Below are 13,406 nucleotides of genomic sequence, written 5' to 3' on the forward strand. Positions count from 1 at the left end.
GGGCTATTGGCGGGTGGGCTCGCTGCTGGGCCGGCGGGTGGTGGAGCCGCGGATCTGTAGGCCGTCGAGAAGGTCCTGGGTCGCTGCCGCCACCGCGTCCACGGCGTGGTCGAACACCTCGCGGTTGTGGGCGGCCGGGGCGCGGAATCCGGAGATCTTGCGGACGTACTGCAGGGCTGCGGCCCGCATGTCCTCTTCGGTGACCTCGGGGGTGATCGGCGGGCGGAGCGTCTTGATGCTGCGGCACATGAGTTCAGTGTGCGGGCTTCCGGCGTCGGAGTCACGCGCCCTGATGGGCCTGAGCCGGTGGAGCCGAGCTGGTGGACCTGGGCTGACCTGACCTGACCTGATCTGACCTGGCCTGGTCAGGCCTGGCCGGTCTCGGGAGCTCGGCGGCTTGGACCTTGGCTCTTCATCCTCATCAACCTAGAGATCTGTTGAGTTCCATTCCCTGCTTCATCCCCTGTTTCTAGCCCTTGAGGCCCGTCATGCGCAGGGTGATGTTGAGGCGGCCGCCGGTCAGGCCGGTGGCGGGGGAGCCGGTGCCTGGTCGTACCTTGGGCACGCCGTGGTACGCGAAGCGGGACGGCCCGCCGAAGACGAAAAGGTCGCCGGAAGCCAGCTCGACGTCGGTGTACGGCTTGGTGCGCGTCTCGGTATTGCCGAAGCGGAAGACGCAGCGGTCGCCGATGCTGAGGGACACCACGGGAGCGTCCGAGCGCTCGTCCTTGTCCTGGTGCATGCCCATCTTCGCTTGGTCGTCGTAGAAGTTGATCAGTGCCGTGTCGGGTGTGTAGGAGATGGGTGTGTAGGTCTTGGGTGTGCAGGTGTCGCGTGTGTGGGTGTGGGGCGGGCGCGCGGCCGCTGTGGCGGGATGCCGGTCCTGGTATGCCGCGGCAACCGCCTGGCGACCCAACTCGACCAGCCAGTAGGGGAGTTCGGCGACCTGTGCGCCGTTCACGTCGTCGGCGGTACGGGTGTAGGCGTACGGCTGCCAGTGCCAGCCGAGGCACACGGTCTGGACGGACATCACGCCGCCGTTCGGAAGCTTGGTGTGTCGGATCGGCACGGGGCCGCGCGCCCAGTTCCGGCAGGCGACGACCAGCGCCTGCTGCTGTGCCAGGGACAGCCAACCGGGGACGTGTACGGCGCCGGGGGCGATCTCCCGGCGGGCGCTCGTCGGCGTGCTGCCGGCCTGCTCGCCGCGCGCCTCCCCGCTCCCCGCGGGTGTGGGCTCTGTTTCGGGCGTGCCGAAGCTCTCGAAGCCGGGGAGTGGCGTGCTCATGTGTTCCTGCCTGGGTTCCTGCCCGTCCGCTGGCCTGCCCGCCCGGTTTCCTGCTCCCGCCCGCGGCGGCACTTCTTGCCCGCGTCCTGTCCGGTTCTTTGCCGGGTGCTGTCCGCCTGGTCTCGCTGATGGGCTGATACTGATTGGCTGATTCTCTGCGCGCGAGGTGTGGGCCGTTGCTGTTCTGATCTTGAGCTTGTTCTGATCTTGGTCTGATGCGCGTGCTGCGACCTCAGGCCGCTTCCACCACCACGACGTCCGCGCCCTCTGACCGCACCGCCAGCGTCCAGACCTCCAGCAGTGCCGCGTACTCCGCCATGTCCTGCGCCGTCCATGCCAGACCACGCCGAGCGCGCACGAACCGCCGAATCGATTCGTTCGCCTCGGAGGCAGGGACAGGCACACCCATATGGGCAGAAGGAGTTGGGGACATATGAGCAATGCTAGGGGCAGACACTGACAACGCCTCCCCGCCTGCGGCGCGCGGTGGCTCACATGGCCCGATCCGACCCCCGTCCCTGTCTCCACCTCAACTCCCTGACCAGCCAGGACCGGTGGTCCGGTGGGCGCGATTCGCTGGCTATATGTGTCCATTCCCACACGCTCCGCGTCCGGACAGTGAGCTCAGGGGAGCCCAGGGGAGCCCAGAGGAACTCAGGGGAACTCAATGGAGCTCAGTGGAGCTGAGGGGAGGGAAAGGCGGGGGAGGCGAGGAGGCGGACGGGAGACGGACGGGAGACGGACGTGGGACGGACGGGAGTTGAGGTGGGGGTCAGTAGCTGGTCAGTCGCGGAAGAGGCAGAAGGGGTGTCCGGCCGGGTCGTAGAGCACCCGCACATCCTCCTGGGGTTGGTAGTCGGCTCGGACCGCGCCGAGTGTGACCGCGTACTGCTCGGCCTCGTCGAGGTCGTCGACCCGGATGTCGAGATGCAGCATCTTCTGTTGCTTCTCGGGGCGTTCGGGCCACACCGGTGGTCGATAGTCCGGTTCGGACTGGAACGAAAGGCCGGTGCCGCCGTCCGGGCAGCGGAGTAGCACCCAGTCCGGTTCGCTGGCGGTGACGTTCCAGCCCAGCAGTCGTCCGTAGAAGCCGGCCAGCTGGTGCGCGTCCGGGCAGTCCAGGGCGACCGTCGCGATCGAGAACTGGGGTTTCCTCGTCACCTTCAGCTACCTCATTCTGGGCTTGATCGGCTGTCCCGGCCGTCCCGGCTGCCCCGGTGGTCCCGGCTTGGTCGGCGCATTCGTCTGTAGTCAGCTGCGACCGTCTGTTCTGTCAGGGCCTTGGGTTGACCGGAGGGTACTCCCCTGATCGGGTGATGCCCCGATGGCGCGCCAGGGCGATTCTCGGGTGGCCAGTTGCTGTCGGGCGTCGTGCGGGCGGTACCGCGCGCTCTCTCCCGGACCGCGATTGTCAGTGGTGGCCCGTACGGTGGGACCCGTAACTATCCGAGCTGCTGGCGCTTCTCGGACCCGCCCCGCTCCTGTGACAGCGCACGGGAGCGGGGCCCAAACGCTCCGTGATCGCACTGTGCGGTCTTCCGTGTGGGCATAGCGCCGTTTCCTGAGGCGCGCTCGGCGGGCCTGAGTGACGATGGAAGGGCCAAGCCGTATCGGGAGGCCGCCATGGATTACCCGGAACGCTATGAGCTGGTGTTTCAAGCCCCCGCCGTAGAGGACGACGTGGTGGTCGTCCGCCGCACCGAGCGGGCCGGAGCAGGCGGGTATCCGGTTTACGAGGACGAATCGGGGATCGTACGCGCGGAAATCAGCGACCGGGGCGAGGTGCGCATGCTGGCCAGCGGCGGACACCAGGCACCCCGTACACCGCTCCTCGCGCGCCGGCTGGGCGCTGACGCTTGAGGGGTGGCGGAGCGGGCGGTGACTGGTCCGGTGGCAGTACCGGACCGGTGGCCCTGCCTCTGCTTGTGTCCGTGCCCGGGCCGGTGGCCGCCGTTCTCCTTGCGCCCGGAAGGGCTGGAGGTGCCGGAGGCGGCAGAAGCGCCCTTGGCGGGGAGTGACTGTTTGCGATCCAGTGGCTGCGGTACGTGACGCAAGGTTGGGCCGGGCGGGCCTGTCATTGGTTAGAGGCCGCGTAGGTGGGGCCGCCGCTGGGATGGAGCCTCGCCGACGTTCGGAGGATCGGCGGGCTCTGCGTCACCGTTGCCATCACGATCACGATCACGATCACGATCACCATCACCAGCGCCCTCGCCGGTGCCGTCGTCGTCGGCGGCCGGGTCTGGATCAGGGGCGGGAGCAGGAGCGGTGGCAAGGGTGAGGGCGAAGCCCGGCTCTGGAGCCTCGGGCTCAGCATCCGGAAGGGTGCGGTCCGACTCAGGGGCGTGGTCGTCCTCGGGGTCCGGTTCGGCGGCCTGTCCTTGGAGTACGGCCATGGCGCGTTCGAGCGTTTCCCCGGTGACCTGCATCCGGATTCTGGCCAGTCGTTCTAACTCGGTACGCGACACCACGTCAGAGTACCTGTCGCCACTTCAAACCTCGGGGTCACCCAAGAATTAGCGGAGAAAGGGTAGTTGAGGGAGTGGTCGTACGCGTCAGGGGTTTGGGGTGGGGCCGAGTGACCTGCCGAGGGGTTCGCTCGCCCGTCACGCCGTGACCTCACGCTGTGACCCCATGCCGTGACCTCGTGCAATGACTTCACACCAGGGCCGAACTGCAGGGGTGTTCAGCGTCGGGCCGAGCTACGTGGTCACGGGGGCGAGTGCGTGGTTGACGGCTGCTTCGGCGTGCAGGCGGGTGGTGGGGAAGACGGGGACCGGGCTGTGTTCGGGGCCGATGAGCAGCTCGATCTCGGTGCAGCCCAGGACGATGCCCTCGGCGCCGGCCGCCACCAGATCGTCGATGACTGCCTGGAAGGACGCCCGGGATCCCTCGCGGACGATGCCGAGGCAGAGTTCGTCGTAGATCACCTTGTGGACGGTGCTGCGGCCGGCGGCGTCCGGGACGAGGACGTCGAGTCCGTGGTGTGCGAGGCGGCCACGGTAGAAGTCCTGCTCCATGGTGAAGGCGGTGCCCAGCAGTCCGATGCGACGTAGCCCGTGCGCGCGGACGGCCTCAGCCGTCGTGTCAGCGAGGTGCAGGAGCGGGACGGACGTCGCGGCGGCTACCTGATCGGCAACCTTGTGCATGGTGTTGGTGCAGATCAGCAGCAGGTCCGCGCCGGCCGCTTCCAGGGCCTTGGCCGCCTCGGCGAGTATCTCGGCCGCCTCGTCCCAGCGACCTTCGACCTGCAGTCGTTCGATCTCGGCGAAGTCCACCGAGTAGAGCACGCACTTGGACGAATGCAGGCCGCCCAGACGCTCGCGGGTGAGCTCGTTCAGCAGCCGGTAGTACTCCGCCGTGGACTCCCAGCTCATCCCGCCGAGCAGTCCGATCGTTCGCATTTCCATGGGATCACTGTTGCACAGGTGTGCGGGATTGAGCGGCGAGCCGACGCGAGGCGACACCACGCGACATGAGCCGACGCGAGGCGACGCGCGAGGCGACACGAGGCGATCCTTGCATTGGTCTGGACATGGACAACTGTGGCTGGCTAGCCTGCAGTTGAGTCTCAGTTGGTCTAGACCTTGGCTCGTCTCTCTGTACGTCCGTGCGCGCGATTCCCGTCTCCCCCCACCTCTGCGGCCGGCCCGCCCGCCTCGCCCCGCCTCGCTCAGCCCTGCTCCTGGGGCTCGTGGCGCCCGTCGGCCGCGCGAAGGAGTTTCGCAATGAGAACACGTATGGCCGCGGTACTGAGTGCCGCGACTCTGGCCGTCGGTGTTGCCCTCGTCGTGCCGACGGGCCCTGTGGCGGCCGCGGTGGGCTGTACCTCCTGTACCGCTGCTCCGGACGGAGCCCGGCCCGATGCCCGGGCCGATGCGCGGGCCGAGGAATTCGTCGTGAGTGAGGCGCAGTTCAACCAGATGTTCCCGAACCGGAACGCGTTCTACACGTACAGCGGACTGACCGCGGCGCTCAGTGCCTACCCGGAGTTCGCGAACACCGGGAGCGACACCGTACGGCGGCAGGAGGCAGCGGCGTTCCTCGCGAACGTCGGCCATGAGACCGGCGGGCTCGTCTACGTAGTGGAGCAGAACACCGCCAACTATCCCCACTACTGCGACGCCGGCCAGCCGTACGGGTGCCCGGCCGGGCAGGCCGCCTACTACGGCCGCGGGCCGCTTCAGCTCAGCTGGAACTTCAACTACAAGGCTGCGGGCGACGCGTTGGGGATCGATCTGCTGCACAACCCCTACCTGGTGGAGCAGGATCCCGCCGTCGCCTGGAAGACCGCGCTCTGGTACTGGAACACCCAGAAGGGCCCGGGCACCATGACCCCCCATCAGGCGATGGTGAGCGGCGCCGGTTTCGGGGAGACCATCCGCAGCATCAACGGGTCCCTCGAATGCAACGGCGGCAACCCCGGTCAGGTGCAGAGCCGGATCAACAACTACACGAGCTTCGTGCAGATCCTGGGCACCACACCTGGCGACAATCTGAGCTGCTGAGGCGGGGTAGGCGTAGGCGTAGGCATACGTAGATGCGTCCGAGCGCCGGCCGCCCTCAGCAACGGGCGTGGGCCGTGATGTCCGCGCCGAACTCGTCGATCATGGCGGGGGTGACGGACGGCCGGCACTGGGCGATGGCGGCGAGGTAGTCCTCGGTGCTCGCACCGAACCGGCCGTGCGTGCCCGCCCCCGCGCCGACCGACTCCAGGTCCCGCTCGAACGACGCCTGCGCGGCCACCCGCGCGGCGTGTTCGATGTCGGCCGGGGTGAACAGCTCACTGGCCGCCACGAGTGCCGCGACGTCCACATCGGCCCGCCCTTCGGTGTACCGGGACCAGATCGCCGAGCGCGCCGCGGTGTCCGGCGTACCGATCGGGATCAGGTAGTCGAAGCGGCCCGGACGCAGGAACGCCGGGTCGAGCGAGCGGATCGAGTTGGTCGCGCACACCAACAGCCGTTCGTCCCGCTCCCGGAACCCCGGTATCAGCTTGAGCAGCTCATTGGTCACGCCGTGCAGCCCACCCGGCTGGGCGGGCTCATGCCGTACCGGAGCGATCTCCTCGACCTCGTCGATGAAGACGAGCACCCGTTCCAGATCCGCGATCCGGGCGAACGCGCTGCGCAGCGCCGCCGCGAGATTGCCCTCGTCGGCGAGCCGGGACGGCAGCAGCTCGACGAACGGCCAGCCGAGTCGGGCGGCGATGGCCCGGGCGAAGGTGGTCTTGCCGGTCCCCGGCGGACCGAAGAGGGCGATCGCCCGCGGTGGCCTGACGCCGTGCCGGGCGGCCCGCTCCGGCTCCGCCAGCGGCAGGACGACCCGCCGTTCGATCAGGTCCTTCTCCGCCTCCATCCCGGCCACCTTTGCCCAGAGGTCGGCGGGCAGGAACCGCCCGCCGAGGTCCTCCAGGAGGCTGGCCGCCGGACCGTGGTGCGGTTCGACCTTCTCGAAGTAGGCCACCGCGGGCTGCCGCGTGTAGCCGGCGTTCAGCAACCCCTCACCGAGCAGGTCCTCCTCCGGCAGGACGTACGCGATGCGGCTCACCCGGGCCGCGATCAGCCGCCGTTCCAGTTCCACCAGCAGCGCGCTCGCCAGGCCCCGGCCGCGCCAGGCCGACGAGATCGCGATCCGCATCACCCAGCCCCGCTCACCCGCCACGCAGGCCAGCGCGGCGCCGATGGGCGCTCCCTGGTGGACGGCCACCACGGCGGGCTGCCGCGAGGTCAGCGCGCTGATGCACTCGGCGAGTGAGAAGACGGACTCCTGCCCGAGGTCGGCCGTGGAGTCGATCAGGTGGACCACTTCGGCGAGATCGTTCTCGCGGTAGTCATGGATGAGCCAGTTCACCGGTACCGCCCCTCGTTGGTCATGCTCGTGATGTGGGTGCCTTGGGTGCCTTTGGGTGACGCCGATGTCAGCAGACGTCGAGGCCCCGCGACGTTGGTGTTGAGGTGTCGTGGTGACGTTGATGCCGTGGTGACGTTGGTGTTGCGATGAGGTTGATGTCGTCCTGATGTGCGTGGGGTGGCAGTGAGGCTAGGGCTCAGGGGGGAGCGCGGGCCTGCTCCACCGTGCACAACCGAGGGCGCGGACCACTACGGTCCGTACGTAGCCAGATCTCGTCTTCCTTGGAGGCCGCCCGCCGAGGCGGAATTTGCTGGCCGGTCCGTCCCGGCCGATGACATGCTGTGCGACGTGAACGCACCGGTAGTCCACTTCAGCTTCGCCCCTGAGCTGCACGTTTTCGTCGCGGCAGAGCACAGTGCCGCGGATGTGCCCGTGGTGACCGACGGGACCTCGACGCTCGGCCATGTCGTCGAGTCGTTGGGCGTCCCGCTCACCGAGGTCGGCGGTCTGGTGGTGGACGGGGCCGAGGCGACGCCGGCCCATGTGCCGAGCGCGGGCGAACGCATCGAGGTGCGGGCCGTCGAACGCCCGCAACAGGTCCCCGGTGCCCCGCTGCGCTTCCTGCTCGACGTCCACCTCGGCACCCTCGCCCGCCGGCTGCGGCTGCTGGGCGTCGACGCGGCGTACACGAACCAGGACCCGGGCGACGCCGCACTGGCGGCGCTCTCGGCGAAGGAGCAGCGGGTGCTGCTCTCCCGGGACCGCGGCCTGCTGCGCCGACGGGAGATCTGGGCCGGAGCGTTCGTCTACAGCGACCGGCCCGATGACCAACTCCGCGACGTCCTAACGCGCTTTGCGCCCGCGCTCGCCCCCTGGACGCGCTGCACGGCCTGCAACGGCAAGCTGGCGGACGCCGACAAGGACTCGGTGCGCGAGCAACTCCAGCACGGCACGCAGCGTACGTACGACGTCTTCGCGCAGTGCACCGCCTGCGGCCGTGTCTACTGGCGCGGTGCCCACCACGCCCGACTGGAGGCCATCGTCCAGGAGGCGCTTCGGGAGAACGCCGGCTGATACGGCGAGCGGCTGCCCGTGGGCCATCGCCCGTTGCCGCTGGAACACGCGGTGCGGGCCGGCGCCTCCCGGGGCGGCCGCTTGGCCGTACGCATTCCTCAGGGCGGGTGACGGGCGGGAGGGCAATCGGCGCTTCGCGTCGCTCCAGCACCTGCTGTGGCCGTAGTGACTCTTCGTCGATGAGTGCTCAACTTCCCTTCGTTGAAAGGGAGTTCTGAATCAAGTCAGGTAGCGGATCGGCCGTCGGCTCGGTGCCGGGTTCTCTGCCACCCGGCCGAAGTGGACCGCCGAGGTACCAGTTGTAGCGCCGTCGCCGTCGCCGTCGCCGTCACCGTCGCCGTCTCAGTCGTTCAGTCGTGAACCATCCCGCGTGGAGGTCGTGAACCATCCCGCGTAGACCGTGAGCCATCCCGGTGGCGAGTGTGCCCTCGCGCCCCCTAGCCCACTCGTTGCGCGACACGCCGACGACGCGCGCCGTCCAACGGGTGAATCCGCTGCTTTCGGCCACCCGAAGAGCCCATCGGGTACCTCGAATGCGACGTTCTCCGGTGGTGCGCGGTCGCAATCCGGCTGACGGTGATCACATCGCTACTGCGATCCGATGTGCCGACAAAGAGTCAGCCTTCGTAGTCGCGCCGAAAGGAACATCTCCCCATGCGCACTGCCCGCACCCTGTTCGCTTCGGCCGCCATCACGGCGGCCCTCGCAATCTCCGCGCCCGTCGCAAACGCAATGATCATGGAGGATATTGCCTCGGGCAGCGGGTCGTCTGCCAGCAACAACGATCACGACAGGAACGGCGACCGTGACCGCGACCACGGCCGCGACAACCGTTGCGACTACGGCCGGGACCACGGTCGTGACTACGGCCGGGACCACGGACGTGACAATGGCCGCGACAACGGTCGCGACCGCGACCGCGACCGGGACAACGGCCGGGACAACGGCCGGGACAACGGTCGCGACAACGGCCGTGACCGCGACCGCGACCGCGACCACGGTCGTGACTACGGACGGGACCACGGTCGTGACTACGGCCGGGGCCACTACTGCGACCACGGCCGGCAGCGGCCGAGCGGTGGTGTGCACACCGGTGGCGGCGCGCTGGCTCAGACCGTGCTCGCCGACTGGGACCAGGGCAGCGGCTACGGCGATGACGACCACGGCCGTGGCGGTGGCCGGGATCACGGGCGCGACCACGGCCGGGACGGCGGCGGCCGGGACGGCGGCCGGGACCACGGTGGCTACGGCGACCGGGACCACGGTGGCTACGGCGACCGCGACCACGGTGGCTACGGCGACCACCGCCGGCCGCACGGCGGCATCCACACCGGTGGCGGTGGCCTCGCGTCCGGCAGCAGCATGGCCGCCGGCTCCGTGCTGATGCTCGGTGGTCTGGGTGCCGGTGCCTACATGCTGCGTCGTCGTTCCGCCTCGGGTTCTGCGACGGCCTGACAAGGCTGCCCCGTACGGAGGCCGCTGCGCCGTCGCGGCCACCGTTCCTCGTGGACGGTGGCCGCGGCGATTGCGTTTCCCACCGCCTCCCCACGACTCGCCGCCGCCCGTTCATGAAAGGCATCCGCACATGACCGCCCAGCAGTCGCCCCAGCCGAAGAAGAACCCGCCCCGGACCCCCGCCTCCCGCCCCGTCGGGCGCGGCCTGTTGTGGTCCGCGGCAGCCTTTCTGCTGGGTTCGCTCCTCGTCTACAACTCCGTCGACACCTCGGCGGATCCCAAGCCGCAGTCCTCCCACGCCGTGGCCGCCTCCGCAACCCCCCGGGCGAACGGCTCCTCATCCGCTCCGACCGTCGCTCCGGGACTGGCTCTGCCCCGCTCCGCGCCGAAGCGGCTGTCGATCCCGGCGATCGCGGTCGACGCGCCCTTCACCCCGCTCGGCATCACCCCGACCGGCCAGCTCGAAGCTCCTCCCGCAGGCGACAACAACCTCGTCGGCTGGTTCAAGGACGGGGCCACGCCGGGCGAACGCGGCTCGTCGATCATCGCCGGCCACGTCGACACCAAGACCGGACCCGCGGTGTTCATGCAACTCGAATCCCTCAAACCCGGCAGTACGGTCAACATCACCCGTGAGGACGGGGTGATCGCCACGTTCAAGGTCGACTCCGTGGAGACCTTCAGCAAGGCGAACTTCCCCAACGACCGCGTCTACGGCGATGTGCCGGACGCGTCGCTGCGGATCATCACCTGCGGGGGCGCCTACGACCGGAAGGTCAAGGACTACGTCGACAACATCGTGGTCTTCGCCCACCTCTCCTCGTACAGGCGTGCCTGATCCGCCCTCGTACCTCCTCCCTCCTCCCGACCCTCCCCGTCTCCACCCGTTCCTGTCTTTGCGTTTCGTCCCGCTGCAACCGGACGATGCCCGGGCCGGCCGCCGCGCCGGTCCGGGCACCGTTCTGTATTCGGCCTGCGGTCGAGCGACACGCGGAACCGTGGATGCTTCCCCGGCCGGGAAGGGGCGAGGGAATAATGAACGCGCTCGGCCCGAACCGCTCAGTATTCGCCCGGCACTGAGAACGACCTCGCGACGCCTCTCCGCGTTCCCCGTTCGCCGTTCCACGTTTCCCGTTCCCCCTCCCGCGTTCCCCTCCTGCGTTCTGCCTTCCGCTTTCCGACTTCGAGAAGTACTCACGGGTCGTTCCGGTCGTGAGCCGTTTTGCCTGGCGATCACTGGGCACACGCGAGACGACGTGAGTACCGCAGCGCTGAGAAGCAGAGCTGCGTGCCGCAGACGTGAGTGCGTCTGACGCACTCTGCTCGTGATGCCACAACCTCGCCCTGATGACGGGATGAAATGAACCCCGGACGTCAACAACCGCCTACCCCGCGGCGGGGCCGGAAGCCGGCCCGCGGGGGTACGCCCGCGACCGACCGCATGCTGCGCATTCTGCTGCGCCGCCGCAAACAGCCACTGAGCGCCCAGGACGTCACCGTCACGGACCGGCCCGCGGTCCGCAAGGCGGTCTCGGCGGCCGCGCTGGGCAACACCATGGAGTGGTTCGACTTCGGCGTCTACGCCTATCTGGCGGGCACGCTGGGGAAGGTGTTCTTCCCGGCGAGTTCGCCCGGGGCGCAGGTCGTCTCGACGTTCGCAACATTTGCCGCGGCGTTTCTCGTCCGGCCGCTCGGTGGCCTCGTATTCGGTCCGCTCGGCGACCGCATCGGCCGCAAGCGCGTACTCGCCGCAACCATGATCATGATGGCGATCAGTACCTTCGCGGTCGGCTTTCTGCCCAGTTACCACACCATCGGCTTCGCCGCCCCGATTCTGCTGCTGATCTGCCGTCTGGTGCAGGGCTTCTCCACCGGTGGCGAATACGCCGGAGCCACCACCTATATCGCCGAATACGCCCCTGATACCCGGCGCGGTTTCCTCGGCAGCTGGCTCGACTTCGGCACCTTCGTCGGGTACTCGCTCGGTTCCGGACTGGTCACGCTGCTCACCGGCGTCCTCGGTACGGACGGTCTGGTGAACTGGGGCTGGCGGCTGCCGTTCCTCGTCGCCGGGCCGCTGGGGCTGATCGGCCTGTACATGCGGCTGCGGCTGGAGGAGACGCCGGCCTTCCAGCGCGAGGCCGAACAGGCCCACCACGACGCGGAGGCGGTCCGTGCCGCGGGTGGCGAGGACCCGGTCGAGGAGGCCCGCCAGTCCGGACACGGGCGGCTGAAGGAGATCTTCACCCGGCACTGGCAGGCGGTGCTGATCTGCATGGGCCTGGTGCTGCTCTACAACGTCACCAACTACATGGTGACCTCCTACCTGCCGACGTACATGACCGAGACCCTCGGCGAGGACCCCCTCACCGCGCAGCTGCTGGTGCTCGGCACCATGGTCGTCGTGGTGCTCACCATCACCACCGTCGGCCGCACCTCCGACAAATGGGGCCGGCGGCCCGTCTTCATGGCGGGCAGCGCCGCCCTGATCGCGCTCGCCGCGCCCGCGGTGCTGCTCATCCGGGCCGGCGGCATCCTGCTGCCCGCCTTCGGGTGTCTGATCCTCGGCCTGCTGCTGGTGTGCTTCGCGGGGACGTCGGCCTCGACGCTGCCGGCCCTCTTCCCGACCCGGCTGCGCTACGGAGCGCTGTCGATCTCCTTCAACATCTCCGTCTCGCTCTTCGGCGGTACGACACCGTTGTTCGCCTCCGCGCTGGTGCAGGCGACCGGAAGCGCCATGGTCCCGGCGTACTACCTGATGGCGGCCGGTGTCATCGGGCTGATCGCCACCTTCTTCCTGCACGAGACCGCGGGCAAACCGCTGCGCGGCTCCGGCCCGATGGTGGAGACCGAGGAGCAGGCCCAGGCACTCGTGGCCAAGAGCCGCACCGAGGCCGGCCGGCGGGCCAGGGACATCTGGATCCGCCTACGGCACCCCTGGGCCCGGCACTGAGAACCCCCTCGTCACTCCGTCGGCGCAGTCACCCCGGACTTCATCGGCGCACGCTGCTGTCCCAGCGCCAACTGGTGCGACGAGGACGTCCCGGTAGCGCACCGCGTCCGGTGGCCCACAACAGGACGGTCCACGGGCCGGGGGTCACTGGGGCATCCGCCACAGCTGGAGCCCCCGGATCCTCCGCGGCACCCGGGTCACCCGGGTCACCCGGATTGCCCGGGACGCCCGGGGCGTCCGGGAACAGCCGGGCGAGCACCCGTGCGCACAGGTCGGCGGGCGGCTCCCAAATCAGCCCCAGCCCCTCGGCCAGATCGTGGGTGTGGACCAGGGTCTCCACCGCCCCCATCGCCGCGAAGCCCGCCGGGTCCGACAGCCCGAACACATGGTGAGCCCGGACCTCCGGCGATGCCGTGCGCACCATGGCGACCAGCAGCGCGCCGCACGCCTCCAGCACCTGCAACAGCCCCGCCGGCCCCGCCGCGCGGTCGGCATGCACGGCGTTCGCCGGCCCGCCCGGCCGTCGGCTCTCCCACACGAAGGGCACCTCACCGTCCAACGGAGGCTTCCGCGGCCCGAGTTGGACGGCGTAGGCGAAGAGGTCGTCACTGAGGTGCTCGACCGTCTCCCAGCAGTCCCACTCCAGCGAACCGGCTCTTTGCTGCCACGCCTCCGCGGGTGCCCGGCGCAGTACGGCCACCGCGAGCTGCACACAACGGTCGAGGTCGTCCGCGGTGACGGTAAGGGGTGTTGACTGGGACATGAAGGGACCGTATCTCGTGATGACGT

Annotated in this window: 14 protein-coding genes; 7 read left to right on the forward strand and 7 right to left on the reverse strand. The window is 69.2% G+C overall.

What is annotated here, in order from left to right; all coding sequences use genetic code 11:
- Positions 1 to 3: 3 nt before the first annotated feature.
- From AB0E02_RS04330 to AB0E02_RS04345, 4 genes are all read right to left on the reverse strand, one after another.
- Positions 4 to 249, reverse strand: coding sequence for a DUF2277 domain-containing protein (locus tag AB0E02_RS04330; RefSeq protein WP_362135828.1), 246 nt, complete (start codon positions 247 to 249; stop codon positions 4 to 6).
- Between the two features lie 220 nt (positions 250 to 469).
- The gene (locus AB0E02_RS04335; protein ID WP_362135830.1) at positions 470 to 1,285 is read right to left on the reverse strand and encodes an alpha-ketoglutarate-dependent dioxygenase AlkB; all 816 of its coding nucleotides are present in this window, start codon (positions 1,283 to 1,285) and stop codon (positions 470 to 472) included.
- A gap of 232 nt (positions 1,286 to 1,517) precedes the next feature.
- Positions 1,518 to 1,643, reverse strand: coding sequence for a hypothetical protein (locus tag AB0E02_RS04340; protein ID WP_267881487.1), 126 nt, complete (start codon positions 1,641 to 1,643; stop codon positions 1,518 to 1,520).
- Positions 1,644 to 2,068: 425 nt separating this feature from the next.
- Complete coding sequence (locus AB0E02_RS04345) at positions 2,069 to 2,446, reverse strand: VOC family protein (protein WP_362135833.1); 378 nt, start codon at positions 2,444 to 2,446, stop codon at positions 2,069 to 2,071.
- Between the two features lie 462 nt (positions 2,447 to 2,908).
- On the opposite strand from AB0E02_RS04345, the gene AB0E02_RS04350 reads away from it, so the two are divergent.
- Both AB0E02_RS04350 and AB0E02_RS04355 read left to right on the forward strand, forming a co-directional pair.
- Positions 2,909 to 3,145, forward strand: coding sequence for a DUF6296 family protein (locus tag AB0E02_RS04350; protein WP_030413553.1), 237 nt, complete (start codon positions 2,909 to 2,911; stop codon positions 3,143 to 3,145).
- Positions 3,146 to 3,381: 236 nt separating this feature from the next.
- Entirely contained in the window at positions 3,382 to 3,735 is a 354-nt protein-coding gene (locus AB0E02_RS04355; RefSeq protein WP_362135835.1) for a hypothetical protein, read from the forward strand.
- A gap of 249 nt (positions 3,736 to 3,984) precedes the next feature.
- Here AB0E02_RS04355 and AB0E02_RS04360 read toward each other — a convergent pair whose 3' ends face one another.
- Positions 3,985 to 4,686, reverse strand: coding sequence for an aspartate/glutamate racemase family protein (locus AB0E02_RS04360; RefSeq protein ID WP_362136116.1), 702 nt, complete (start codon positions 4,684 to 4,686; stop codon positions 3,985 to 3,987).
- A 324-nt stretch (positions 4,687 to 5,010) separates the two neighbouring features.
- On the opposite strand from AB0E02_RS04360, the gene AB0E02_RS04365 reads away from it, so the two are divergent.
- On the forward strand, positions 5,011 to 5,790 hold the full coding sequence (locus AB0E02_RS04365) for a chitinase (RefSeq protein WP_362135837.1): 780 nt from the start codon (positions 5,011 to 5,013) through the stop codon (positions 5,788 to 5,790).
- Positions 5,791 to 5,845: 55 nt separating this feature from the next.
- Here AB0E02_RS04365 and AB0E02_RS04370 read toward each other — a convergent pair whose 3' ends face one another.
- Positions 5,846 to 7,135 (reverse strand): bifunctional GNAT family N-acetyltransferase/ATP-binding protein, encoded by a 1,290-nt coding sequence (locus tag AB0E02_RS04370; protein ID WP_362135839.1) that lies wholly within the window; start codon positions 7,133 to 7,135, stop codon positions 5,846 to 5,848.
- A 336-nt stretch (positions 7,136 to 7,471) separates the two neighbouring features.
- On the opposite strand from AB0E02_RS04370, the gene AB0E02_RS04375 reads away from it, so the two are divergent.
- From AB0E02_RS04375 to proP, 4 genes are all read left to right on the forward strand, one after another.
- A complete protein-coding gene (locus AB0E02_RS04375; protein WP_362135841.1) occupies positions 7,472 to 8,209 on the forward strand; it encodes a Mut7-C RNAse domain-containing protein in 738 nt (245 codons plus the stop codon).
- Between the two features lie 738 nt (positions 8,210 to 8,947).
- On the forward strand, positions 8,948 to 9,664 hold the full coding sequence (locus AB0E02_RS04380; RefSeq protein WP_362135843.1) for a hypothetical protein: 717 nt from the start codon (positions 8,948 to 8,950) through the stop codon (positions 9,662 to 9,664).
- A gap of 130 nt (positions 9,665 to 9,794) precedes the next feature.
- Positions 9,795 to 10,502, forward strand: a complete 708-nt coding sequence (locus tag AB0E02_RS04385) for a class F sortase (protein ID WP_362135845.1) — start codon at positions 9,795 to 9,797, stop codon at positions 10,500 to 10,502.
- 603 nt (positions 10,503 to 11,105) lie between these two features.
- Positions 11,106 to 12,617 (forward strand): glycine betaine/L-proline transporter ProP, encoded by a 1,512-nt coding sequence (gene proP / locus AB0E02_RS04390; protein ID WP_199812377.1) that lies wholly within the window; start codon positions 11,106 to 11,108, stop codon positions 12,615 to 12,617.
- 40 nt (positions 12,618 to 12,657) lie between these two features.
- Here proP and AB0E02_RS04395 read toward each other — a convergent pair whose 3' ends face one another.
- Positions 12,658 to 13,380 carry a DinB family protein gene (locus AB0E02_RS04395; RefSeq protein WP_362135848.1) on the reverse strand — a complete coding sequence of 241 codons (723 nt, stop codon included), beginning with the start codon at positions 13,378 to 13,380 and terminating at the stop codon, positions 12,658 to 12,660.
- Positions 13,381 to 13,406: the final 26 nt, after the last annotated feature.

The organism is Streptomyces sp. NPDC048196 (genome assembly GCF_040652715.1).
In the GTDB taxonomy this organism is placed as follows: Bacteria; Actinomycetota; Actinomycetes; order Streptomycetales; family Streptomycetaceae; genus Streptomyces; species Streptomyces siderophoricus.

What these genes read in the sequence shown, in the direction of transcription:
- AB0E02_RS04330 (WP_362135828.1), bottom strand. Translation starts at nt 249, where the DNA reads ATGTGCCGCAGCATCAAGACGCTCCGCCCGCCGATCACCCCCGAGGTC.
- AB0E02_RS04335 (WP_362135830.1), bottom strand. Translation starts at nt 1,285, where the DNA reads ATGAGCACGCCACTCCCCGGCTTCGAGAGCTTCGGCACGCCCGAAACA.
- AB0E02_RS04350 (WP_030413553.1), top strand. Translation starts at nt 2,909, where the DNA reads ATGGATTACCCGGAACGCTATGAGCTGGTGTTTCAAGCCCCCGCCGTA.
- AB0E02_RS04360 (WP_362136116.1), bottom strand. Translation starts at nt 4,686, where the DNA reads ATGCGAACGATCGGACTGCTCGGCGGGATGAGCTGGGAGTCCACGGCG.
- AB0E02_RS04365 (WP_362135837.1), top strand. Translation starts at nt 5,011, where the DNA reads ATGAGAACACGTATGGCCGCGGTACTGAGTGCCGCGACTCTGGCCGTC.
- AB0E02_RS04375 (WP_362135841.1), top strand. Translation starts at nt 7,472, where the DNA reads ATGCTGTGCGACGTGAACGCACCGGTAGTCCACTTCAGCTTCGCCCCT.
- AB0E02_RS04380 (WP_362135843.1), top strand. Translation starts at nt 8,948, where the DNA reads ATGGAGGATATTGCCTCGGGCAGCGGGTCGTCTGCCAGCAACAACGAT.
- AB0E02_RS04385 (WP_362135845.1), top strand. Translation starts at nt 9,795, where the DNA reads ATGACCGCCCAGCAGTCGCCCCAGCCGAAGAAGAACCCGCCCCGGACC.
- proP (WP_199812377.1), top strand. Translation starts at nt 11,106, where the DNA reads ATGCTGCGCATTCTGCTGCGCCGCCGCAAACAGCCACTGAGCGCCCAG.
- AB0E02_RS04395 (WP_362135848.1), bottom strand. Translation starts at nt 13,380, where the DNA reads ATGTCCCAGTCAACACCCCTTACCGTCACCGCGGACGACCTCGACCGT.